A 24,850-nucleotide genomic window follows, 5' to 3' on the forward strand; every position below is an offset into this window, starting at 1 on the left:
CCTTATTTGGTTTGCCAGATACGTTGTTGATAATCCTGAATAGCGCGGTCAGAACTAAAGTTACCCATTCGAGCGGTATTGAGTACAGTACTGTACGTCCAGCCTTGGGTATCGCGATATCGAGCATCAATTTGCTTGTGGGCGTGGCAATAAGAGGCAAAATCAGCCAGAACTAAATAAGGATCACCACCGTCAGTCAGGCTATGTAACATAAGATCAAATGCGTGCGTATCTCCGTGGCTGAATTCACCCTTAGCAAGGGAACCAAGGATATCTTTCAGATGCTGATCCTGTTGAAGTATATCTTGCGGATTGTAGCCACTGTTTAGTAAAGCCTTAGCCTCTTCTACAGTCTTACCGAAAATAAAGATATGGTCGTTTCCAACTTGTTCGGCTATTTCGACATTCGCGCCGTCCAGTGTCCCAATGGTCAGTGCGCCGTTTAAGGCTAATTTCATATTACCTGTACCAGAGGCTTCTTTGCCCGCTGTAGAGATTTGTTCCGACACATCGGCTGCCGGGATCATCAATTCCGCGGCGGAAACATTGTAATCGGGGATAAAGGCAATTTTGATGCGATCACGGACAAGCGGATCATGGTTGATTTTTTCGGCGGCATGATTGATGGCCGAGATAATGTTTTTCGCCAGATAGTAACCGGGAGCTGCTTTGGCACCAAACAGGAAAACACGAGGATGGATATCCAAGGCCGGATTTTCCTGGATTTGTCGATAAAGTGACAAGATATGGAGCAGGTTCAGATGCTGACGTTTGTATTCATGCAGTCGTTTTATCTGTATATCGAAAATGGCATGGGGATCAATTTTGAGTCCCATGACCTTATTGACATAGTTGGACAGGCGAATTTTATTGTTTTGCTTAACGGTTCGATAGGTGTCACGGAAGGCAGCATCATCGGCATAAGGTTCGAGCTGTTTTAAGGCGGCAAGATTATTTACCCATTCCTGACTTAATGTTTGGTCAATTAATGAAGAGAGTGCAGGGTTGCATTGTTTTAACCAACGACGTGGAGTTACCCCATTAGTCACATTGTGGAATTTAGTTGGCCACAATTGATGATATTCAGGGAACAGATCGGTGACGATCAAAGACGAATGCAGGGCTGCGACTCCGTTAACAGCAAAGCAAGCGACAACACACAGATTAGCCATTCTGACTTGGTTGTCATAGATAACTGCCAATTTTTCCCAGACTTGTTGGTTATCAGGCCAAATTTGCTCTACGGTTGTTTTAAAGCGTCGGTTAATTTCCTGGATGATGCGATGATGGCGTGGCAGAAGCTCACTCATCAATTGTTCATCCCAACGTTCCAAGCCCTCTGGCAGCAAAGTATGGTTGGTATAGGCGAAAGTTTTTCCTGTGATTTCCCATGCGGTTTCCCAACTTAATTGGTATTCATCAAGCAGAAGACGCATCATTTCAGGGATTGCGATAGTGGGGTGGGTATCATTCAGTTGGATAACTTCGTATTGTGCTAGCGCTTCTATTTTTCTCCCTGCCTGTTGGTGGCGGCGCAGAATATCTGCCACGGCACAAGCACACTGAAAATATTGTTGCATCAGGCGCAGTCGCTTACCTGCTTGATGGTTATCATTCGGGTAGAGAACTTTGGTCAGGCTGGCGGCTTCAATGCCTTGCTGTTCGGCATGTAGGAACTGACCATCATTGAAGAGTGACAGATCAAAGGGGTTATCGTATGTGGCCTGCCACAACCGAAGTGGCTGGGTTACGCCATTGTTATACCCAATCACGGGTAAATCCCAGGCTTCACCAATGAAAGTAAATGCGGGGAGCCACTTTTCATCGCCATCGGCCGTTGTCACGATTTCGCCACCAAAATTGACGCTCACTTTTAATTGCGTGTTATGGCGAAGCCACGGATAGGAACCACGTTCCCAATCATCAGGCGTTTCAATTTGTTGCCCTTTTTTAAAGGACTGGCGGAAAAGACCATACTGATAATTAAGACCATACCCAATAGCAGGTTGGTTGAGTGTCGCCATTGAATCGAGAAAACAGGCGGCTAATCTTCCTAGTCCACCATTACCCAATGCGGGATCGGTTTCTTCTTCCAGCACGTCACTCAAAATGATGCCATATTCTGCCAGATAAGACTGAATATCGTCATACCAACCAAGATTCAATAAGTTGTTGGCTGTCAGTCGACCTATCAGAAATTCCATCGAGATATAGTTCACGTGGCGTTGGTTGTCACAGGATGGATTAGCATGGCCTTGCTGAGTGGATAGGGGGAGTAATTCAGATACGGCGGCACTGATAGCCTGCCACCACTGATGTGGCGTCATTTCCTGAGCTGAGTTGAGACCGAAATATTGCCACTGGCGTGTGAGCGCGGCCTGAAATAAGGCTTTATCGAGTTTCGGGTTTTTATCTAATGTAGGTTCTTGATTTAATGCAGATGTTTTCAATGTAGATAGTTGCATGGCGTTGCATCCTGTCACTAACTGAGGAAAGTTTGGCGAATTATTTACAGGGATATGCTGAAGGTTAGTGGCTTGGGAAACATCATCCCGTGAAAATATTCGCGGGGGAGGAGCGCAAGGGCGTAGCTATTTCTTTCGAGCTTTTTCGCAATTTCATAGAAAAATAGCAAGGTTGCAAGCAAAGAATGTGACAAGGTGCAATTTAACACAATGAAATTAATCAACTTGTTTGCAAAAGATGGGCGTTTCTCTACATTTGTTGGTCGTAAAGGAATGTTAATGTGTAAGTGACTTAATAGTGTCAAACAGAATTCAGGTATCAGTTTTATTCGTTGCTTTTATGCGTTACGTATGAGGGGAGAAATTTAATGCTTATCCCATCGAAACTCAGTCGCCCTCTTCGACTCAATAATATGGTTATGCGGGAGCGCCTGTTGGAAAAGTTCAATGAAATTCAGGATCATCGACTGGTATTGATAACCAGTCCCGCAGGGTATGGCAAAACGACCTTGATGTCACAATGGGCTGCCGGACAGGAACATCTCGGGTGGTATTCTCTTGATGATAGTGACAACCAGCCAGAACGTTTTGCTAGCTATCTGATTGCAGCCATTCAGCAGGCAACGCAGGGACACTGTGTGAAAAGTGAGATATTGGCCCAGAAACATCAATATGCCAGTTTATCTGCACTGTTTGCGCAATTATTTATTGAACTTAGCGAATGGCAGCAACCGACTTTTCTGGTGATCGATGATTATCATCTGATCGTGAATGGGATTATTCATGAAGCAATGCGCTTTTTTCTCCGCCACCAACCCGAAAATTTAACATTAGTGGTTCTGTCACGCCATTTGCCCTCGTTGGGAATTGCCAACTTACGCGTGCGTGAACAGTTATTGGAGATTGATAGCCAGCAGTTGGCTTTTGATTATCAGGAAACCCAGCAATTTTTTGCCAAGCGGTTAGCCAATCCATTGGCGCCTGAACACTGCGAACAGTTATGTAATGACGTTGCTGGGTGGGCAACGGCCTTGCAACTGATTGCCCTTTCTGCCCGTCAATCCGGTAATACGACTGAAAGTTCAGCCAAGCGCCTTGCGGGAATTAATGCCAGTCATCTTGCTGATTACCTTGTGGATGAAGTGTTAAACCGAGTGGATCAGAAGACACGGAATTTCTTGTTGCATAGTTCTATTCTGCGTTCCATGAATGATGGGCTGATTAATTGCCTGACGGGAGAAGAAAACGGTCAACAACGTCTGGAAGACATTGAACGGCAGGGGTTATTTATTCAGCGAATGGATGATTCTGGTGAGTGGTTTTGTTTTCATCCCTTGTTTGCTTCATTTTTGCGCCAACGTTGCCAATGGGAAATGGCAGCAAAATTGCCCGAATTACATAGAGCAGCGGTGCAAGGATGGCTGATGCAGGGATATCCAGGGGAGGCGATTCATCACGCTCTGGCAGCAGGAGATACTATCTTGTTACGGGATATTTTGTTGCAACATGCCTGGGAGTTATTTAACCACAGTAAACTTTCCCTATTGGGGGAGTGTATGAATGCACTGCCGTATGAACAATTACTGGAAAGCCCTCGCCTGGTACTATTGCAAGCGTGGCTGGCGCAAAGCCAGCATCGTTACTATGAGGTAAATGCATTATTGAATCAGGCAGAGCAATCACTAAGGCAGAAGCAAATCGCCATAGAGCCGGAATTACTGGCAGAGTTTGATGCTCTGAGAGCGCAAGTGGCGATGAATGATGGGCGCCCCGCAGATGCCGATGTTTTGGCCGAAAAGGCGTTAGCGAACTTACTTCCAAATAATCAATATGGCCGTATTGTGGCGATGTCAGTAAAAGGAGAGGTATTGCATTGCCATGGTCAGTTGGTCAGCGCATTGGCATTAATGAAGCAAACCGAGCAGCTTGCCCGCCTTTGTCATGTTTATCATTATGCTTTATGGGCGTTATTGCAACAAAGTGAAATTTTACTGGCACAAGGTTATTTGCAAGCGGCTTATGATACCCAGTCCCATGCTTTTGATTTAATCCGTGAACAGCATCTGGAGCAGTTGCCGATGCATGAGTTTCTATTGAGGATCCGTTCACAACTTTTATGGTGTTGGGCTCGTATTGATGACTCAGAAGAGGCCGCGCGTCAAGGGTTGGAAGTGTTGGCCAATTACCAGCCACAGCAGCAATTACAATGTCTTACCCAACTGGCGAAATGCTCTTTAGTTCGGGGTGATATTGATAACGCTCGCCGTTACTTAACCCGTTGTGAAAATTTACTGAGTAATGGACAGTATCACCGCGATTGGCGAACAAATACTGACGAGTTGCGTGTCATTATTTGGCAGATTCTGGAAGATAGTGATTCCTTGACTCAATGGTTGTTACAGGCAGAACGACCAGAGAGCTTTTGTAACCATTTCAATCAAAATCAATGGCGCAACATTGCACGGGCTAAAATCTTACTGGATCAGCATGAGGAAGCTGAATCTATTCTGGTGAAACTGAATGAATATGCCAGAAAATTGGCATTGGTCAGCGATTTGAATCGTAATCTGCTGTTGTGTAATTTGCTTTATTGGCAGCTTGGACGTAAGGCAGAGGCTCAGGATGTTTTGATGGAAGCCTTGAATTTGGCTAACTGTACAGGCTTCATCAGCCATTTTGTTATTGAAGGTGAGTTGATGGCGTTGCAATTGCGCCAGCTTATTCAACTGAATATCTTGCCTGAAATGGAACAACATAGAGCACAGCGTATTCTTCGGGAAATCAATCGACAGCATCGGCATAAATTTGCCCATTTTGATGAAACGTTTGTAGAACAATTGCTCACTCATCCTGACGTACCTGAGCTTATCCGTAATAGTCCACTGACTCAGCGTGAATGGCAGGTGCTAGGGTTAATTTATTCTGGTTACAGCAATGATCAAATTGCTACAGAACTGGATGTCGCAGCGACCACGATAAAAACGCATATACGTAATTTATATCAAAAAATGGGAGTTGCTCATCGACAAGAGGCGATTCAGCAGGCCCAGAAATTAATGCGAATGATGGGATTAGGGGTTTAATTATTAATTTCTAAATGTAATTTGTCCTGCATTTAATATAATTAATAGATATTAATGAATAACTATATGATTTTTAAAATTTAAATTAAATTTTAAATTTGCTTAATATTTTTTATGGTATTTTCGTGATCGAAATAAAATTTGGATGTGCTTAATCTAGTCTCATCACAGTAGGTAGGGTTTTTCGTTGTTTTATATAACGAATCGTTTAATGTAACTAATAGTGGTGAGGCATTATGGAAAATAAAAACCATCTTGAAAGCATGCTTTCTCGTTTTATCGGTCATGGCCCTTATTTGATCATTGATGGTGAAAAATATATTGACGCGGCATCGGGAACTTTTAATTTGCCGCTCGGCTATACAAATCATCGGATTGCAGAAAAACTGAAACAACAGATTGATAGATGTACACATTTAAGCTCGGCTTATACACGTGAAATGTCACAATATATTTTAAGTAAATTAATTAAATATACACCTGAAGGCGTCGATCGCATCTGGCTGCGAGATGTTTCTGGATCGGGGGCAGTTGAATGTGCTATCCGCATAGCGCAAAAATCAACGGGACGCTCAGGCGTTATTTCACTTTTCCTTGCTCATCATGGGCAATCTCTTGCTACAGCTCAAATTTCTGGCAATGCATTCAGAATTAAAGACTTCCATATAAATATTGATGGTTCAATAAAAATTCCTGCGCCAGCCAGTGTCCTGGCAGGGCAATCGCAGCCGAGCGAAGAACAATTTGTCGATTTAGAACAGTTTATTCAATTAGGCTCTAATGACAATATTGCATGTCTGATTATTGAACCGATTCAGGGGAATGGTGGCAACATGGTTTTCCCTGTGGCTTTCTACCGGAAGCTTAGAGAAATCTGTCACCAGCATGGCATTATCATTATTGCGGATGAAGTACAAACAGGTTTTGGCCGTACAGGTACGTTCTTCGCATCGACAGGTTATGCCAAAGAATTGGAGCCAGATATCATCGTCTTTGCCAAAGGTGCAGGGGGTGTCGGTATTCCAACAGGGGGGGTATTGATGCGTCATTCACTGGATATCCTGGAATCATTCGAACATTCCAGTACCTCTGGTGCTAATCCGCTCTCTTTAGTTGCCCTCAATGAAATCATCGACATTATTGAAGATGATCACGTTTTGGAAAATGTGCAACAAAATGAAGCCTATCTGCGTGATGGTTTATTGAAATTACAGGAGCAATATCCCGAAATCACGGGAGTAAGAGGTGTGGGATATATGTATGGTTTTGACACACCAAACCCAGATTTTGCAGCGCAGGTGATTGCTACTGCTAACCGTCATCACTTGATCTTGCGTGGCTCTCGTTATGGTAAAGGCCGGGCAATCAAAGTTCGCCCACCACTGATTTGTACACAGGAACATTTGGCAGAAATTCTCCATAAACTGGAACTGACTTTCTCAGAATTAACCACTCTCGCACAGATACATAAGGAGGCGGTATCATGTTAGCACTTAAATATCATCAAACCTGGGATGTTGAAATTCAGCAAGTTGAACCTTTATCTTGCACTGAACCCGATGATGTTGTCGTTGATATTGCAGTGTGTGGTATTTGTGGCACGGATGTGGGCATTATCACGGGTGCTTATCCTGTTGCAATTTCAGGAACTACTTTGGGGCATGAAACCACTGGTGTGGTATCCCAAATTGGCAGTGGTGTTACTCAATTTCAGGTGGGTGATCGTGTTGTTGTTAACCCAACTTATTTTTGTGGGCATTGCCGCATGTGTCAGACAGGTAGTCCTAACCATTGTGAGAGAAAACTGGGAACAGAAGCCGGGGTTTCTTATGATGGCGCGTTCGCAGAGCAATATTTGGCAAAAGAAAATTTGCTTATCAAGCTGGATGATCATGTCAGTATGGAGGAAGCCTCACTGACTGAACCACTAAGCTGCACAATAACGGGCGTGGATAAACTGGGGATCTCTCATACTAATATTCGTGCGGCAGTGGCAGGTGCTGGCCCGATGGGGATGCTGTACATTTGGGCGTTGCATGAGCGGGGTGTAAAAGCCTTTATGGTCGAAAAGAATGAAAACCGAATCCAGTTTGCAAGAAATAATTTGCCGCCGGAATGCCAGTTGTATTCTGACTTTAATGAAGCATTAATGCAGGAATATGGTGATACGTCAGCCCTGATTGATTTATGTGTGGATACGACGGGGCAGTTGACTGAATATATTTTTGATCATCTGGCACCGGGTGGAAAATTATTAAATGTTGCGTTGAAAGATAAACATGCCAATTTGGATATTATGAGAATTGCAGATAAAAGCCTTTCAGTAATAGGTTCCATTGATTCCCTGAATAATAGTTTTGAACGTGCCTATGCCATGATCCGGGATGGTGTAATCCCTGTTAAGCGTTTTATCAGCCAGATTTTTGATTTCAAAGATTACCAGCAAGCTTTTCTGACTGTCGGCTGTGATATTGCATTGAAAACGCAAGTTCCTCTCAGTGCACCAAACTGCAAGGTATTAATTCGTATTTCTGATCTAAAATAATGGATTATTTTGAAGGACGACTTCGATGAATAGATGCAATGTTATTTTTGATATCGACGGAGTTATTGTCGATAGTGAACAACTGCATTTTGATGTATTGCTTGATGTCTTAAGTAATGAATTAGGAGAACAGGCACCTACTCAAATAAGTAATATCCAACCTCAGCAATTAATTGGACTAAGTTTGGTGGAAACCTTAGATAAAGTTGGTGTTCCTCCCACAATGCATCAAGATATTACCGAGAAAATTATTTCGCGTTACCAGGAAAAATTGTCTGTACGCTATTTGCGTCCCGGAGTTACTGATTTAATTGCTGCCTTACAACAAGATGGCACTAAATTTGGATTTGTTTCTACCGCGCCACGTAATGTGTGTCTGGCCAATCTTAGTTTGTTGGATCTACATGAACCACCGGCTTTGATTTCTGGCGATGATGTGGAAAGAACTAAACCCTTCCCTGATCCTTATTTGGCTATGCTGAAATTGAAAAAGATGGATGTTCAGCAAACGTTGGTGATTGAAGATACCGATTTGGGGATCGCGGCGGCAAAGCAGGCGGGTATTCCGTGGATATATGCCTGGCCCCATGCATTGTCAGTAGCAGAGCAGTATGAACAGGCTTCCTGTGTTATTGAGAAATTAATGGATATTCCCCAGTTTTCAGGAACAAATATAAAGTGATTTTTTATTGAAGACCATTATTTGGCGCTTTCCGCCAGAACGGGTGGAAAGCGTTGTTTTAAAGGGTATGGTTTGAAGGAATAGTTTGGAGGAGTCAAATTGTCTGAAGAATATGCAGTCTCTTCAATAAAGCAGCCTATCATGGCAACGCGAATTTCGTTTTTTATTGCAGGATTCAGTATTGCGAGCTGGGCGCCGTTGATCCCATTGGTGAAGGAACGACTGGGTCTGGATGATGGTTCAATGGGGCTTTTGATACTGGTGTTTGGTATTGGTTCTTTCATTATGATGCCAATAGCGGGAATGTTGGCAACTCGCTTTGGTTGCCGGAAGGTTTTTACCTTTTTTGCCTTGTTAGCTGTTTTGATATTACCCGGGCTAAGTGTGTTCTCAGCTCCGTTGACATTGGCTTGTGCTTTGTTTGTCTTTGGGATGGGAATTGGGGCGACAGATGTGGTGATCAATATCCATGCGGTCAATATTGAGAAAAGAGTACATCAACCGATTATGTCGGGTTTTCACGCATTATTCAGCCTGGGGGGAATTGCCGGAGCCGGTACTGTCAGCCTATTGTTGTTTTTGGGGATCTCACCATTTCAGGTCACCCTTGCCGTAGGGATATTCGTTATCCTGTTATTGTTGCCAACATGGAATGGCATGTTGGATAACGCCGAAACGGAGGAAACGCCATTTTTTGCCTTGCCTCGTGGCATTGTTATTCTGATTGGTTCCCTCTGTTTTGTGGTTTACTTGATGGAAGGCTCCATGCTGGATTGGAGCGGGATCTTATTAAGTAGTGTGCATAATATGAGTAGCCATCAGGCGGGTTTTGGCTATACGCTGTTTGCTATCACCATGACTGCGGGGCGATTTTTGGGTGATAAAATTATTGCAGCATGTGGATATCGGCGCGTATTTTTAGGCAGCGCGATTTTGGCGACGTCAGGTTTTGTCCTGATCTATCTGGCAACCAGCACGATTCAATTGGGAATTTCTTTCCTGATGATTGGGGCGGGATTATCCAATTTGGCGCCAATGTTTTTCACTGCTTCAGGCCAGCAGAAGGTGATGCCTGATGCGTTGGCAGTTTCTGCCGTTTCTACGATGGGATATTCAGGGATTTTGCTTGGGCCAGCAATTATTGGTGGTTTGGCACATCAGGTAACATTACATGGTGCTTTTGCCTGTATTGCTGTGCTTTCCCTTTCATTGTTAGCGGGATATGGTTTGATTAATCCCACCAGAAAATAACAGGGTAAATATTGATGAATTTGCAGCAATGCCATTGGTTGAATGAACCTGCTTTATGGCGGTGTCAGGATAATGAACTTCATGTCACGACAGACAATAAAACCGATTTCTGGCGTGATACATGGTATGGTTTTCAGCGTCATAGTGGCCATGTATTTGGTGGCTATGTTGATGATTTTAAAATTGAAGAAGGTTTTACTTTCCAGTTTTGTATCGAAGGCCAGTTTGAACAATTATATGATCAGGCTGGTGTTATGTTGTTGGTGGATGAACAACATTGGCTAAAAGCGGGCATTGAACATTCTGATGGACAGGCAACTATCGGCAGTGTATTGACAAATGGCTGTTCTGACTGGGCTATGGGGATCTTTCCCGGTAATCCAGAAAAGTTTTGGCTACGGCTGACTTACCATGATGGGGCTATCAGGTTGCAGTATTCTACAGATGGGGTGACATGGCCGTTACTGAGATTGTCTCCTTTTACCGTTGACAGTCAGCGGATTTTTGTCGGGGCGATGTGTTGCTCACCAGAACGTGAAGGATTGCAGGTGAGGTTTTCCGATTTTTGTCTCACGTCATCGTTGAAAAAGCACCTGCATGATTTAAGTTAGCTTTCTATTCGTTATAACCATAATGTGCATCTTCCTGCACATTAATGGTTCTTTTGCCTATGTATAGTCATATTTTTGCATATTATACCAATCTAACTTCAAGGTGCGTGTGATATCGTGTTGTAAATTGCAGCTTGAAGTTTAATGTGTATATAAGAAGGTATGCCGCGATTGCAGCATACCCAAATACTTAAAATTATCGGCCTAGATAATTGTCCCAGTCTTTCCAGACGGGCTGTAAACCCAATTTAATCAAAGATTCAGCAACCTGAAAAACAGAACGATTATCGTGGGGAGCGAATTGTTCCAACTCGTGGTGCTCATCGGCATAACCGCCTGGCTGGGTTTTTGAACCTGCACTGATATTGTTGATCGCGAGAGGAACAACGTGATCACGGAAAAAGGGTGATTCACGGGTGGACAGGGACAGCTCTACATCCGGTGCCAATAGGCGAAAAGCGCAAATCAGTTGTACCAGTTCAGCTTCATTCATTAAAGAAGCGGGTTCTATGCCACCTGCACAGGGGCGCAGGCGTGGAAAAGAGATGGAGTAACGGCTTTTCCAGAACTGTTTTTGCAGGAAAAAAAGGTGCTCAGCCACCATATAACAATCTGCTCGCCAATTGTGGGATAACCCAATCAAGGCGCCTAGCCCAATTTTGTCAATGCCCGCGCGACCAAGGCGTTCCGGCGTTTCTAATCGCCAATGAAAATCCTGTTTTTTGCCTTTCAAATGATGCAGTTGATAACTGGGTTGATGATAGGTTTCCTGATAGACCATCACGCCATCCAATCCCAATGTTTTCAGTTCAGCATATTCCTCTTGCGCCAATGGCTGGACCTCCATTGAGACAGAGCTGAAATGGCGGCGGATCAGGGGAAGATAGCGACGAAAATAATCCATACCGACTTTGTTTTGGTGTTCCCCTGTGACTAGCAGAATATGCTCAAATCCCCGTTTTTTCAGCGCGAGGCATTCCGTCTCAATCTCCTGTTCATTAAGTGTCTTGCGCTTAATGTGATTGCTCATAGAGAAACCACAATAAGTACAGTCGTTGGCACACAGATTAGAAAGGTAGAGTGGGATAAAAAATCCCACGGTATTACCAAAACGCTGGCGAGTCAGTTGTTGTGCACGTTGGGCGAGCGGTTCAAGATAAGGCAGTGCAGCCGGAGAGAGCAGGGCCATAAAGTCATCCAGCGTCAAGCGCACATTGTTTATTGCACGTTCAATGTCACGCGATGTTTTACTGTTGATGCGTAGGATGATGTCATCCCAATCCAGTTGCTGCCAGTGTTGGCTGAATGTTCGGTTTGTCACAGTACCTCCAGAAAATCGGTCAGTGGGCTGGAAGCCTCAGCATGGGATTTCTGGCTGGCAACGCCTGCCTGGTGTGAAAGTTCGCCGGCTTCAATGGCAGCTTTGAATGCCTGCGCCATCTTAACGGGATTGCGGGCAACAGCGATGGCGGTATTAACCAGCACAGCATCCGCCCCCATTTCGATAGCGGTTAGCGCATGGCTCGGTGCGCCGATTCCGGCATCTACAACAACGGGCACGTTAGCCTGTTCGATGATGATTTGTAAAAAATCGCGGGTCAGTAATCCCTTATTGGAGCCGATAGGGGCGCCCAATGGCATCACGGCAGCGCAGCCGACTTCTTCCAAGCGGCGGCACAGGACAGGATCAGCGCCGCAATAAGGCAGAACGATAAATCCTTCTTTAACTAGCTGCTCCGCCCCCTTTAATGTCTCAACGGGATCGGGCAGCAGGTATTTTACATCAGGGTGGATCTCCAATTTTATCCAGTGAGTTCCCAATGCTTCCCGTGCCAGGCGAGCGGCGAAAATAGCTTCCTCCGCTGTTTTGGCGCCAGAGGTATTGGGTAGCAGTTTGACACCCAACTGTTGCAATGGGGCAAGAATGCCATCGTCATTATTGCCGTGGAGATCGAGGCGTTTCATTGCCATTGTGACCAGTTGGCTGCCAGAGGCACGGATCGCGTCGATCATTAATCCTGCATTGGCAAACTTGCCTGTTCCGGTAAATAAACGGGATTGGAAGGTGGTATCTGCAATTTTTAACATAAATTAACCTCCGGCAATATCAGCCACCCGCAATGGCCTGAAACAGCAATATAGAGTCCCCGTCATTAATCTGATGGGTTTGCCATTCTGAACGCGGAATAATGGTTTGATTGATAGCCAACGCAGTACCTGATTGCGGGCGTTCTATATGTTCCAGCAATTGATGTTCCAGAAATTGATGTTCCAGAAATTGTTGCACCGTCATGGGCGCATTCAGTGTCACTGGTTGATCGTTGACGATAATGTTCATGCGACTTCTTTTCCTAACCGTTTTTTATCGGTTTGTCTGGTAGCGCCACAAATTGGGCACTGTGATGAACGGGTAAGCTGTAATGTGCTCCAGCTTTGCTGTTTGCCATCAAACAGTCGGAGTTTTCCGTTTAAGGGAGAAGAAAGGCCCGCCAGCATTTTTATGGCTTCCAGTGATTGCAAGGTGCCGATGACTCCAACAATAGGGCCTAAGATACCGGCTGTCCGACAATTTCGGTGGGGTTCTTCTTGGTTAGGATAGAGGCAGGCATAGCAACCGTGCTGGTAAGGGGGAGTCAATACCATTAATTGTCCACTAAAGCCGACGGCACTGCCGCTGATAAGTGGTTTGTTTTCTGCAATACAGGCGGCATTGATGGCATGGCGAGTTGCCATGTTGTCACAGCAATCTAATACCAGATCGACTTGACTGACAGCATTAACCAAAGATTCACGATCTTGCCGCTCAGCGAGGGCTGTGATATTGATTTGCGGGTTTAACTCAGCCAGTTGTTTTGCGGCTAATTGGGCTTTGTTGGCCGGAATATCTACAGTGCGATAGATAATCTGGCGTTGCAGGTTTGAGATATGCAATTTGTCATCATCTGCCAGATAAAGGTTTCCCACCCCTGCTGCCGCGAGATAGAGCGCAGCCGGTGATCCTAATCCACCCAAACCGACAACCAACACTTTGCTGGCTTTTAATTTCTCTTGCCCTACCGGACCAATGTCTTCCAGCAGTAATTGACGGCTGTAACGCATAAATTCTTGATCGTTTAACATAAAAGCCTCCGATCTTGCCCTTCAACTAGATGAAGTAGCCTGACTGTTGCCTGTCGCCAATCTTTCGCTTTTGTAATGGCACTGACCAGTGCCACACCACCGACTCCCGTTGCCACCACATCAGATACTCTTTCCAGAGAAATACCGCCAATGGCGACGGTAGGATATTCTGGGGTGATCTCGACCTGACGTTTGAGTGCGGCAATTCCTTGTGGTGACGAGGGCATCTCTTTCGTGGTAGTAGGAAAAATATGCCCTAGTGCGATATAAGAGGGGCGCAGGGATTTTGCCCGTGCCAGTTCTTGTTGATCGTGGGTCGAAATGCCCAGACGCAACCCAGCGTGCTGGATGGCATTGAGATCGGCGATATCAAGGTCTTCCTGTCCCAAATGAACGCCATAGGCATGATGTTTGATCGCCAGACGCCAGTAATCATTAATGAATAATCGGGCATTATATTGGTGACCGAGGGCAATGGCGGACTGAATATCTTTCTCTACCTGTTCTTCCGGCTGATCTTTGATGCGCAATTGCAGGGTTTTAACTCCGGCTTCCAGTAACCGCTCAATCCACATGAGGGAATTTACTACCGGATAAAGCCCCAAGCGGTGCACTGTGGGGGCAAAGGGGAGTTGTGGCAGCGTTGAGATATCAGGCTGATTTTTCACGCGTCACCTCCTCAGCACTGTGATAGAGTTCGCTGCCACGCGAACGGAAGGTTTCTGACATCTGTTCCATACCGGCTTCCTGTTCCAGTTTTGCTGCATAGTCGCGCACATCTTGTGTGATTTTCATTGAGCAGAACTTTGGCCCACACATGGAACAGAAGTGGGCAACTTTGCCGGATTCCTGCGGTAAAGTTTCATCGTGATAGGCGCGGGCGGTATCAGGATCAAGTGCCAGATTAAATTGATCTTCCCAGCGGAATTCAAACCGCGCCTTCGACATAGCATTGTCACGGATTTGTGCACCCGGATGGCCTTTGGCAAGATCTGCCGCATGGGCTGCGATTTTGTAAGTAATCAGGCCCTGTTTGACATCTTCCTTGTTGGGCAGGCCGAGGTGCTCTTTGGGGGTGACATAACACAGCATGGCACAGCCAAACCAGCCAATCATGGCGGCGCCAATGCCAGAGGTAAAATGGTCATAACCTGGGGCAATATCGGTCGTCAATGGCCCTAAAGTATAAAATGGGGCTTCATGGCAATGTTCCAGCTCTTCCGTCATATTACGGCGGATCAGTTGCATTGGGATATGCCCAGGACCTTCAATCATGACCTGTACATCGTATTCCCATGCGATCTTGGTTAGTTCACCAAGGGTATGCAGTTCGGCAAATTGGGCTTCGTCATTGGCATCCTGAATTGAGCCAGGACGCAATCCATCTCCCAAAGAGAGGGAGACATCATAGGCCGCGCAAATTTCACAGATTTCACGGAAGTGGGTGTAGAGGAAATTTTCTTGATGATGGGAAAGGCACCATTTCGCCATAATTGAGCCGCCACGAGAGACAATACCAGTCAGACGTTTGGCGGTCATCGGTACATAACGCAGCAGTACACCAGCATGGATAGTGAAATAATCCACCCCTTGTTCGGCCTGTTCCAGTAAGGTATCGCGGAACATTTCCCATGTCAGGTTTTCTGCGATGCCGTTGACCTTTTCCAGTGCCTGATAAATCGGCACAGTCCCAATGGGAACCGGGCTATTGCGCAAGATCCACTCGCGGGTTTCGTGAATGTAGCGTCCGGTGGAGAGATCCATCACGGTATCTGCACCCCAGCGGGTAGACCAAATCAGTTTTTCCACCTCTTCTTCAATGGAGGATGTGACGGAGGAGTTACCGATATTGGCATTGACTTTTACCAGGAAATTGCGACCAATAATCATCGGCTCAGATTCAGGATGATTAATATTGGCGGGAATAATCGCACGGCCGGCAGCAACTTCCTGGCGGACGAATTCGGGGGTGATGTTTTCCGGTAAGTTGGCATCGAAACTTTGCCCTGTATGTTGCTGGCGCAAGACTTCACTACGAATGCGTTCGCGCCCCATATTTTCACGCAATGCGATAAATTCCATTTCTGGTGTCACGATCCCCTGGCGTGCATAGTGCAATTGGGTGACTCGCTTGCCATGCCTGGCTTTCAGTGGATGCGGGCGATGGTGAAAACGCAGGTGATCTAATCCGGCATCGGCAAGGCGTTGTTGGGTAAAATCGGAACTGAGGATTGAAACAGGTTCGGTATCATTGCGTTCATCAATCCACGGTTGGCGGATCTTAGACAACCCCTTCCTTACATCCAGTATGGCAGAAGGATCGCCATAAGAGCCGGAAGTGTCATACACGGGAACAGGTTCGTTTGCCTCAAATTGAGGATTTTCTTTCGTGCCACCAATAAATGTGGGAGAAAGTTGGATCTCACGCAGAGGAACCTGAATATCTTGACGTGAGCCTTCAAGGTAAATGCGTTTTGAGTTGGGAAAAGTAACCCCTTGAATGGAATGGATAAACGCTTGTGCCGCATCTCGTTGAGCCTTACGTGGCCGTGCTGGATGGGCTGTAGGCGAGATATCAGCCGTTGGAATAACAGTATTCGAAATAACGATATCGTTGGACTTAGACATAGCAAATTCCTGACCGTGTTATCGCCTGTCTCATTGTTGATCAGGCTTAAGTTGAGAAAATTGCTTGTCTGGAGCTCGCAGGGAGTAATGGTTGGTGCTGATTAATATCTGTACATGTAATGTATAGATGTACGATTGTTGGCAGCGGGGGATTACTCTTGTTCCCTTCGCGGGTATTAGCCCGATCAGGTTCTGCGGATCCCGAATTAACGGTCTCAGCCTGTGTCCATCGTGATATACGTTGAACGCTAGGCACTCCGACAAGAAAAAAACACCCCAAAGTATAAAGGGGATTGTGAAAACTACAACCCCGTTTTTGGGAGCATGTGTTTATTACTGTGACGCCCATTTAAGAAGAGTATTCGCCAGTGCGGTTAATATAACGAGATTGAAGAAGTCATAAATCACATAACCCATGATGGAATAGATTATGCAACAAAAACTGACAGGTGGAGAACAAGGCTGGTGGATTGTCAGTCTCGAAAATCGCGTTTGGCTCCCACAAGGAGAGTTACCTTTAGGTACGGCCAGTCAATGGTCCTTGCAAGGCCATATGGCAAAACCGATTGGTGAGTGGTTGGGGGAAACGGTCTGGCTGGTGCGTCATAAAATGGCTTCAGATATGTCCTCTCCCCGTTTAATTGCTGATCGGGATGCTAAGTTATTTCAGTTGGTTGGGCGCGGTGTTCAACTGGCTGAATTTTATCGTTCGCATCATTATTGTGGTTACTGTGGTCATGAGATGCAGCATAGTCAGCGTGAATGGGCCTGTTTGTGCAACCACTGCCATGAACATTATTATCCACAAATTGCGCCCAGCATCATTGTCGGTATTCGCCGTGATGACCATATCTTGCTGGCACAACACCAGCGTCACCGTAATGGGATCCATACCGTGCTGGCCGGGTTTGTTGAAGTGGGGGAAACTCTGGAGGAAGCTGTGCATCGTGAAGTGATGGAAGAGAGCGGAATTAAGATCCGTAACTTGCGTTATGTCGCCTCCCAGCCGTGGCCTTTTCCAAATTCATTGATGGTGGGTTTTCTGGCCGATTATGAGAGCGGTGAAATCAATATTGATCCCGTCGAACTTATTAGTGCAGATTGGCACCGTTATGATCACCTTCCCTTGATTCCTCCTCCTGATACGATTGCCCGCCGTTTAATTGAAGATACAGTTGCGTTATGCCGACATCAATAATCATCACGTTATCGACGGTTATGCCAGAAGTTCAAATTTAGGCATGTTAAACTGCACCGGTTTTCTCGTGTGTTTGTCGTGCATAAATTAATCAAGGGAGCTTGTCATGAATGAGTTGAAAAACGACCGCTATCTGCGTGCCTTATTGCGTCAGCCCGTCGATATCACACCGGTATGGATGATGCGTCAGGCTGGTCGATATTTACCTGAATATAAAGCTACGCGTCAGGCGGCGGGAGATTTCATCTCGTTATGTAAAAACACCGAATTGGCTTGTGAAGTCACTCTCCAGCCCTTACGTCGCTTTCCGCTGGATGCTGCTATCCTGTTTTCTGATATTTTGACTATTCCTGATGCGATGGGATTAGGGCTGTATTTTGAAACCGGAGAAGGGCCACGTTTTCATTCTCCGATTCAAAATCATGCTGATGTAGAAAAATTGCCTGTGCCTGATCCCGAGCTGGAGTTAGGCTATGTTATGGATGCCGTGCGGGCTATTCGTAAGGCATTGGCAGGGCAAGTTCCTTTGATCGGTTTTTCTGGTAGCCCGTGGACATTGGCCACTTATATGGTTGAAGGCGGTAGCAGCAAGGCTTTCACCAAAATTAAGGCCATGATGTATACAGAGCCTGCTACCTTGCATATGTTACTGGATAAATTGGCAAACAGCGTTATTCTATATCTGAATGCGCAAATAAAAGCCGGTGCTCAATCTGTCATGATTTTCGATACCTGGGGTGGGGTTTTGTCCCATCGCGATTATCTGGCGTTTTCCCTGCAATATATGCATAAAATTGTTGATGGTTTGATCCGCGAACATGAAGGACGTCGTGTGCCTGTTACCCTGTTTACCAAAGGGGGAGGGCAGTGGCTTGAAGCGATGGCGGCGACAGGATGTGATGCGCTGGGTTTGGATTGGACAACGAATATGGCTGATGCGCGTCGGCGCGTTGGAGATAAGGTCGCTTTGCAGGGTAATATGGACCCGTCCATGCTATATGCCCCGCCAGCGCGAATTGAAGAAGAAGTTTCGACAATTTTACAGGATTTTGGTGTGGGTAGTGGGCATGTTTTCAATTTGGGACACGGTATTCATCAGGATGTTCCGCCAGAGCACGCAGGTGCATTTGTCGAAGCTGTACATAGACTTTCAGTAAAATACCACCAATGATTTTATGATTGATACAAAGGTATTACGTCAAGAACAGAGAGAGAAAGCACAGCTGGTTATCCGCCATGATGTTTTTTCCGCATCTTTTACGCCAAGGTTCATTGCGGGTGCTGATGTTGGATTTGAAAAAAGCGGTACGGTGACGCGTGCCGCTATTGCGGTATTGCAATATCCCTCTCTAGAATTGGTCGAATACCAAATTGCCAAAATTGATACAGTACTTCCCTATATCCCCGGTTTACTCTCATTTCGTGAATATCCTGCACTGATAGCTGCATGGCAAAAATTACGTTTGCGGCCTGATTTGGTCATGGTGGATGGTCAGGGCATTGCCCATCCTCGGCGTTTTGGTATCGCCAGCCATTTTGGTGTCTTAGTGGATGTTCCCACCATTGGGGTGGCAAAAAGCCGTTTGTGTGGTGAGCATATACCGGTAGGTGAGGTTCTGGGTGATCGTCAGCCATTAATAGATCACGGTGAACAGATTGGTGTCGTATTGAGAAGCAAAAAAAGATGCAATCCGCTCTATATTTCTCTTGGACATAAGATCAGTATTGATAGTGCGGTATTCTGGGTTGAGCAGTGTATAAAGGGATATAAACTGCCTGAACCCACCCGTTGGGCGGACGGGATTGCTTCAAATAGGGCGTTTTTTGAGCAAACAATGCAGAAAAATCTATAATTGTGGCGGAAAAGTGTGGATATTCTTGATTTTCAGGTAAACTTCGACGCAAATTAGGCATTATGAGTAACGACCAATGTTAAGAAACCCGATCCACCTGCGGTTGGAGAAACTCGAAAGTTGGCAACATTTGACTTTTATGGCTAGTCTATGTGAGCGGATGTATCCAAATTATCAGGCATTTTGTCTCCAAAGCGGATTTGCAGACCCTGTACAATATCGACGCATTTTGGATCTTGTGTGGGAAATTTTGGTCGTTAAAGATGTAAAAGTGAATTTTGATAATCAGCTGGAAAAATTGGAAACCATTATCCCATCATCAGAAGATTATGATATTTATGGTGTGTATCCAGCGATTGATGCGTGCATTGCATTGAGTGAAGTAATTCATTCTCGTCTGAGTGGCTCGACGTTAGAGTATGCAATAACCGTCAGTGAAACATCCGTCCGTACTGTTGCGATGCTAGAAATGACGCAGGCCGGTAGGGAAATGACTGAGGATGAGTTAAAAGTATTACCTGCCATTGAGGAAGAGTGGGACATTCAATGGGAGATTTACCGTTTGTTGGCAAATTGCGAAGAACGGGACATCGAATTGATTAAAGGATTAAAGGCTGATCTCCGTGAAGCGGGGGTTAGCAATATCGGTATAAATTTGGCGCAATAACTTATAAAACGTGACTTAGTGCTTGATTTGCCGTATTTAAAGGCTTCACATTTGCCCTCACTCTGTTCTACATTGGGGGGCGAAAAGAAGTGGCTATCGGTGCGTGTATGCAGGGGTGCTGTCAAATCGGCATATCCGTCGCACTCGATGCTTTGCAAACGATAAACACACTGTAAGGATAATCTATGAATAAGACTGAATTAGTTGATGCAATTGCAGCAGGTGCAGACCTGACCAAAACCCAGGCTAAAGCTGCTCTGGAATCAACTCTGAATGCAATCACTGAATCTCTGAAAAACGGTGATGCAGTGCAGTTGGTAGGCTTTGGTACTTTCAAAGTTAATCATCGTGCAGAGCGTACTGGTCGTAACCCACAGACTGGTAAAGAAATTAAAATCGCAGCAGCAAACGTACCTGCTTTCTCCGCTGGTAAAGCACTGAAAGACGCAGTTAAGTAATCGAATTGCAAAAAAAAATAAGAGGGGGAAATAAACCCCTTTTGTTGATTCTACAGGGGCTGTTAGCATTAGGGTTCATCTCTTTGCTCAGCGCCTGTTCGATTCAGCCAACAACCCCGCTTTTCAGCGCCAGTGGTTTTGTGACCGATAACGGCGTGATCCGTTTATGGCGTTTAAACGATCAAGACAGTAAGCCTCAGGTTATCATGAGTGTTTACAGCCCCTACCACAATAAAGCTCCCCATAATAAAGATACGATTGTGACTTTCTACGAATATCGTCATGGCAGCTTCTGGCAAATTCGTCGCAATGTGTTTGATAATCCACCCATTGTAGAGACATTACGTATTGCTCAGGATAATTCTGTCATTTTCAAGCTACGGCAATTACAAAAACGCAATGAACCGTTGTCCGATGATGATGTGGCTCGTCTGAAATTTGACGCTAAGCAGATAGAAAAAGTCAGTGACGCTTTAATTGCCGATAAGGTTAAGTTGCTGCAAGGGCATTGGCAGAATGGACGAGTGACCACCTGCTTAGGAAAACAATTATTCATTGAATTTGGGCCTCATGCGCAAAAATGGCTCGAAGAAAGGCAAAGCAATAGCTCCGGTTTACTGACTATTGCATGGTTGGATTCGCCTGAAGGTAAAAAGCTATTGTTGGTCGCCAATGATGATTTTTGTCGTTGGGAACCGACGAAAGATAAGCTGTAATTCTGTTATTTTCGTCGGTTGAGGTTGAGCTATTTCAAACGGGCAATGGCTCGGTAGCCAATATCTTTACGATAAAAGCACCCTTCCCAGTCGATTTGTCCGGCTCTCAGATAGGCTTTTTTCTGGGCCTCTGCGATATCGCAACCTAAGGCAGTAACACATAAGACACGCCCGCCAGCGGTGATAATATTTTCATCTTTAAGGGCTGTCCCAGCGTGGAAGACTTTTTCATTGGTGTCAGATTCATCGGCATCAGACTTCTCTAACCCACTGATAACGTCACCTTTGGTATAACTGGCCGGATAACCGCCCGCCGCCAGTACAACGCCCAAAGCAGGACGATCGTCCCATTCAGAGGTTTTTTCACCTAACTGACCTTTAGCTCCGGCAAGACACAGTTCGACCAAATCAGAACGTAGACGCATCATGATAGGTTGGGTTTCGGGATCACCAAATCGACAGTTAAATTCGATCACTTTCGGTTCACCTTGGTTATCAATCATCAATCCCGCATACAGAAATCCAACGTAGGTATGGCCTTCAGCCGCCATTCCTTCCACTGTAGGGTAAATGATTTTTTCCATCACTCGCTGGTGGATTTCATCTGTGACTACCGGAGCGGGGGAGTAAGCCCCCATTCCGCCGGTATTTGGCCCTGTATCACCGTCACCTACGCGCTTGTGATCTTGACTGGTTGCCATCGGAACCACGTTTTTGCCATCCACCATAACAATAAAACTGGCTTCTTCTCCTGCCAGAAATTCTTCAATGACAATACGATGCCCGGCATTGCCAAATGCATTACCTGCCAGCATATCTTTGATCGCGTTTTGTGCTTCTTCCAGAGTTGTAGCAACGACTACACCTTTACCGGCAGCTAAACCATCGGCTTTGATAACGATTGGCGCGCCTACCTTTTCCAGATAAGCCAGTGCGGGTTCAATTTCTGTGAAATTTTGGTAGGCCGCTGTAGGTATATGATGGCGGGCAAGAAAATCTTTGGTAAAGGCTTTGGAACCTTCCAATTGCGCAGCCGCTTTTGTCGGGCCGAAAATAGTCAGCCCTGCCTGTTGGAAAGCATCAACTACACCGATAACCAGTGGCGCTTCCGGCCCCACAATGGTTAGGCCAATATCATTATCTTGGGCAAATGCCAGTAACCCTTCAATATCTGTCGCGGCAATGTCCACATTTTCTAAATTAGCTTCCAACGCAGTACCTGCGTTACCTGGTGCGACATACACCTTGTTTGCCAGAGGCGATTGTGCTGCTTTCCAGGCTAATGCATGTTCTCTTCCGCCACCGCCAATAACTAATATGTTCATCTGGAGCTCCTATTAATAAGACATAAGTTGTTAATGGCGAAAATGGCGCATGCCAGTGAAAATCATGGCGATGCCGTGTTCATTGGCAGCGGCAATCACCTCATCATCACGAATGGAGCCACCAGGTTGGATAATACAGCTCACACCCACAGCGGCTGCGGCATCAATACCATCACGGAATGGAAAAAATGCATCTGAAGCCATGGCACAGCCCTGAACTTCCAATCCTTCATCTGCTGCCTTAATACCGGCGATTTTGGCAGAATAAACACGGCTCATTTGTCCGGCTCCAATACCAACGGTCATATTATCCTTGGCATAAACAATCGCATTGGATTTGACGAACTTAGCAACTTTCCAGCAAAACAGAGCATCCTGCATTTCTTGTTCCGTTGGCTGACGTTGGGAGACAACAACCAGATCATCGTTTGTCACCATACCTAAATCGCGATCTTGGACCAGTAAACCGCCGTTGACACGTTTGAAATCCAAGCCGGCAACCGGAGAATACCATTCACCACACGCCAAAACGCGGACATTTTGTTTTGTTGCCAGAATTGGCAGTGCTGCTTCACTAACAGAAGGCGCAATGATGACCTCAACAAATTGACGTTCAATAATGGCCTGAGCGGTGTTGATATCGAGTTCACGGTTAAAGGCAATAATGCCACCGAATGCGGAAGTAGGATCGGTTTTAAAGGCGCGATCGTAGGCGGTATGGATATCAGAACCAATCGCAACGCCACAAGGATTGGCATGTTTGACAATGACACAAGCTGGTTCGGAAAAGCTTTTTACACATTCCAGTGCGGCATCGGTATCGGCGATATTGTTATAAGAAAGTGCTTTACCTTGTAACTGGGTTGCCGTAGCAATTGAAGCTTCTGCGATTTGGTCTTCTATATAGAAAGCGGCATCTTGGTGGCTGTTTTCACCATAACGCATATCCTGCTTTTTAATGAAGTTGAGATTCAGCGTGCGGGGGAAGCGTCCTGATGGCTGATCAGTTTCGCCATAATACGGCGGAACCAATTTGCCAAAATAATTGGCAATCATGCTGTCATAAGCGGCGGTATGTTCAAACGCCTTGATGGCTAGATTAAAGCGAGTGGAGTGTGTCAGTGAATTTTGATTGTTGTCCATCTCCTCAATAATTTTGTCGTAATCCTGGCTATTGACAACAATCGCCACATCTTTGTGGTTTTTAGCCGCGGAGCGAACCATTGTTGGGCCGCCAATATCAATATTCTCTACTGCGTCTTCCAGAGAGCAATCGGGTTTCGCTACGGTTTGGGCAAAGGGATAAAGGTTAACAACCACCATATCAATCTGTGAAATCTGGTGTTGTCCCATCACTTCATCATCCAATCCACGCCGACCCAAAATGCCGCCATGAATTTTAGGATGGAGTGTTTTAACACGCCCATCCATCATTTCGGGGAAGCCTGTATAGTCAGAAACCTCGGTGACATTCAATCCTGCTTCGGCCAGCAGACGAGCAGTGCCTCCCGTTGAAAGCAGTTCGACACTGCGATTGGATAAGGCTTTGGCAAATTCAACAACCCCCGCTTTGTCAGAAACACTTAGCAGGGCACGGCGGATTGGACGAAGCTGTTGCATTGGTGTGATCCCTTGAATTTCATAAAACAAGAATGTGCTATTGGGGAAAATCCACTGATTGAGAGAAAAAAATGGTTTCTGCAATAACATTTCAAAACAATCTGAAAAAACACTTGGTGATTTTTCCTTCGCAGATTGTAACGAAAACGTTTGCGTGATGCTCGATAAATTTTATCAAAATATCACTTTGTGGATAAATCTGTGCATATTTAGGTATAAGGCGGTGTTTTGCTGTGTAATTCATCAAACGATAATTATTTCAAAAAAAACTATTGCCAGCGCCGAAAAACTCCCTATAATGCGCCACCACTGACCGACGCTGAGCTGAAACACGCCGCGAAGGCCGGTGAGAGAAAAGGGAAAATAATCACTTGACTCTCAAGGCGAAAAGCGTAAGATACGCAGCCTCGCAACCCGGAAGTGACTTCCGGTTGCCAACGCTCTTTAACAAGTTAATCAGACAATCTGTGTGGGCACTCGCAAGAGACTATCGAATCGCCGCAAGGCAAAAAGATTCAAGTCTTAAAGAGTGACTAAGCAGTTAATTCATTACGAACTAACAGTGAAATTCTTTGAGCATCAAACTTTTAATTGAAGAGTTTGATCATGGCTCAGATTGAACGCTGGC

21 protein-coding genes and 1 riboswitch are annotated in these 24,850 nt (G+C 45.5%); of the genes, 12 read left to right on the forward strand and 9 right to left on the reverse strand.

From position 1 onward, the window contains the following. Positions 1-2 precede the first annotated feature (2 nt). Positions 3-2,465: a maltodextrin phosphorylase gene (gene malP / locus IQ211_RS04095; RefSeq protein ID WP_189759084.1), complete on the reverse strand. Its 2,463-nt coding sequence runs from the start codon at positions 2,463-2,465 to the stop codon at positions 3-5. Between the two features lie 368 nt (positions 2,466-2,833). Between malP and malT the strand changes: the two genes are divergently transcribed. The 6 genes from malT (at position 2,834) to IQ211_RS04125 (ending at position 10,637) form a co-directional block, all read left to right on the forward strand. Then, complete coding sequence (gene malT / locus IQ211_RS04100) at positions 2,834-5,548, forward strand: HTH-type transcriptional regulator MalT (protein WP_189759085.1); 2,715 nt, start codon at positions 2,834-2,836, stop codon at positions 5,546-5,548. A gap of 236 nt (positions 5,549-5,784) precedes the next feature. Continuing rightward, positions 5,785-7,038 (forward strand): class-III pyridoxal-phosphate-dependent aminotransferase, encoded by a 1,254-nt coding sequence (locus tag IQ211_RS04105; protein ID WP_189759086.1) that lies wholly within the window; start codon positions 5,785-5,787, stop codon positions 7,036-7,038. Continuing rightward, a complete protein-coding gene (locus IQ211_RS04110) occupies positions 7,032-8,093 on the forward strand; it encodes a zinc-dependent alcohol dehydrogenase (protein WP_189759087.1) in 1,062 nt (353 codons plus the stop codon). Before IQ211_RS04105 ends, IQ211_RS04110 begins: the two co-directional genes overlap by 7 nt. Before the next feature lie 25 nt (positions 8,094-8,118). Continuing rightward, a complete protein-coding gene (locus IQ211_RS04115; RefSeq protein ID WP_189759088.1) occupies positions 8,119-8,775 on the forward strand; it encodes an HAD family hydrolase in 657 nt (218 codons plus the stop codon). Positions 8,776-8,874: 99 nt separating this feature from the next. Beyond that, positions 8,875-10,026 carry an MFS transporter gene (locus tag IQ211_RS04120; protein WP_223281643.1) on the forward strand — a complete coding sequence of 384 codons (1,152 nt, stop codon included), beginning with the start codon at positions 8,875-8,877 and terminating at the stop codon, positions 10,024-10,026. Positions 10,027-10,040: 14 nt separating this feature from the next. Further along, the gene (locus IQ211_RS04125; protein ID WP_189759089.1) at positions 10,041-10,637 is read left to right on the forward strand and encodes a DUF1349 domain-containing protein; all 597 of its coding nucleotides are present in this window, start codon (positions 10,041-10,043) and stop codon (positions 10,635-10,637) included. Positions 10,638-10,833: 196 nt separating this feature from the next. On the opposite strand, the gene thiH is transcribed toward IQ211_RS04125, so the two are convergent. The 6 genes from thiH to thiC are packed head-to-tail and all read right to left on the reverse strand — an operon-like array spanning position 10,834 to position 16,385. After that, positions 10,834-11,958 carry a 2-iminoacetate synthase ThiH gene (gene thiH, locus IQ211_RS04130; protein WP_189759090.1) on the reverse strand — a complete coding sequence of 375 codons (1,125 nt, stop codon included), beginning with the start codon at positions 11,956-11,958 and terminating at the stop codon, positions 10,834-10,836. Beyond that, positions 11,955-12,725, reverse strand: coding sequence for a thiazole synthase (locus IQ211_RS04135; protein ID WP_189759091.1), 771 nt, complete (start codon positions 12,723-12,725; stop codon positions 11,955-11,957). The genes thiH and IQ211_RS04135 overlap by 4 nt, the downstream gene beginning before the upstream one ends. A 19-nt stretch (positions 12,726-12,744) precedes the next feature. Further along, positions 12,745-12,975 carry a sulfur carrier protein ThiS gene (thiS, locus tag IQ211_RS04140; RefSeq protein WP_189759092.1) on the reverse strand — a complete coding sequence of 77 codons (231 nt, stop codon included), beginning with the start codon at positions 12,973-12,975 and terminating at the stop codon, positions 12,745-12,747. Then, entirely contained in the window at positions 12,972-13,757 is a 786-nt protein-coding gene (locus IQ211_RS04145) for a HesA/MoeB/ThiF family protein (protein ID WP_189759093.1), read from the reverse strand. The genes thiS and IQ211_RS04145 overlap by 4 nt, the downstream gene beginning before the upstream one ends. Beyond that, positions 13,751-14,425 (reverse strand): thiamine phosphate synthase, encoded by a 675-nt coding sequence (gene thiE / locus IQ211_RS04150; RefSeq protein WP_399477940.1) that lies wholly within the window; start codon positions 14,423-14,425, stop codon positions 13,751-13,753. The genes IQ211_RS04145 and thiE overlap by 7 nt, the downstream gene beginning before the upstream one ends. Next, positions 14,409-16,385: a phosphomethylpyrimidine synthase ThiC gene (thiC, locus tag IQ211_RS04155; protein WP_189759094.1), complete on the reverse strand. Its 1,977-nt coding sequence runs from the start codon at positions 16,383-16,385 to the stop codon at positions 14,409-14,411. The genes thiE and thiC overlap by 17 nt, the downstream gene beginning before the upstream one ends. Before the next feature lie 145 nt (positions 16,386-16,530). Then, a riboswitch (TPP riboswitch) is annotated at positions 16,531-16,655 on the reverse strand. A gap of 160 nt (positions 16,656-16,815) precedes the next feature. Here thiC and nudC point away from each other — a divergent pair. From nudC to IQ211_RS04185, 6 genes are all read left to right on the forward strand, one after another. Continuing rightward, complete coding sequence (gene nudC / locus IQ211_RS04160) at positions 16,816-17,583, forward strand: NAD(+) diphosphatase (RefSeq protein ID WP_189759095.1); 768 nt, start codon at positions 16,816-16,818, stop codon at positions 17,581-17,583. Between the two features lie 106 nt (positions 17,584-17,689). After that, entirely contained in the window at positions 17,690-18,754 is a 1,065-nt protein-coding gene (gene hemE, locus IQ211_RS04165) for a uroporphyrinogen decarboxylase (protein WP_189759096.1), read from the forward strand. A gap of 4 nt (positions 18,755-18,758) precedes the next feature. After that, positions 18,759-19,436 carry a deoxyribonuclease V gene (gene nfi / locus IQ211_RS04170; protein WP_189759097.1) on the forward strand — a complete coding sequence of 226 codons (678 nt, stop codon included), beginning with the start codon at positions 18,759-18,761 and terminating at the stop codon, positions 19,434-19,436. 76 nt (positions 19,437-19,512) lie between these two features. After that, positions 19,513-20,103, forward strand: a complete 591-nt coding sequence (locus IQ211_RS04175; protein WP_189759098.1) for a YjaG family protein — start codon at positions 19,513-19,515, stop codon at positions 20,101-20,103. Between the two features lie 185 nt (positions 20,104-20,288). Continuing rightward, positions 20,289-20,561, forward strand: coding sequence for a nucleoid-associated protein HU-alpha (hupA, locus tag IQ211_RS04180; protein ID WP_010848914.1), 273 nt, complete (start codon positions 20,289-20,291; stop codon positions 20,559-20,561). A 41-nt stretch (positions 20,562-20,602) separates the two neighbouring features. Beyond that, the gene (locus tag IQ211_RS04185) at positions 20,603-21,277 is read left to right on the forward strand and encodes a DUF1481 domain-containing protein (protein ID WP_223281644.1); all 675 of its coding nucleotides are present in this window, start codon (positions 20,603-20,605) and stop codon (positions 21,275-21,277) included. A gap of 29 nt (positions 21,278-21,306) precedes the next feature. Here IQ211_RS04185 and purD read toward each other — a convergent pair whose 3' ends face one another. Both purD and purH read right to left on the reverse strand, forming a co-directional pair. After that, the gene (gene purD, locus IQ211_RS04190; protein WP_189759099.1) at positions 21,307-22,602 is read right to left on the reverse strand and encodes a phosphoribosylamine--glycine ligase; all 1,296 of its coding nucleotides are present in this window, start codon (positions 22,600-22,602) and stop codon (positions 21,307-21,309) included. A 30-nt stretch (positions 22,603-22,632) separates the two neighbouring features. Further along, entirely contained in the window at positions 22,633-24,222 is a 1,590-nt protein-coding gene (gene purH / locus IQ211_RS04195; RefSeq protein WP_189759100.1) for a bifunctional phosphoribosylaminoimidazolecarboxamide formyltransferase/IMP cyclohydrolase, read from the reverse strand. Positions 24,223-24,850: the final 628 nt, after the last annotated feature.

The organism is Xenorhabdus griffiniae, assembly GCF_015163655.1.
Taxonomy (GTDB): domain Bacteria; phylum Pseudomonadota; class Gammaproteobacteria; order Enterobacterales; family Enterobacteriaceae; genus Xenorhabdus; species Xenorhabdus griffiniae.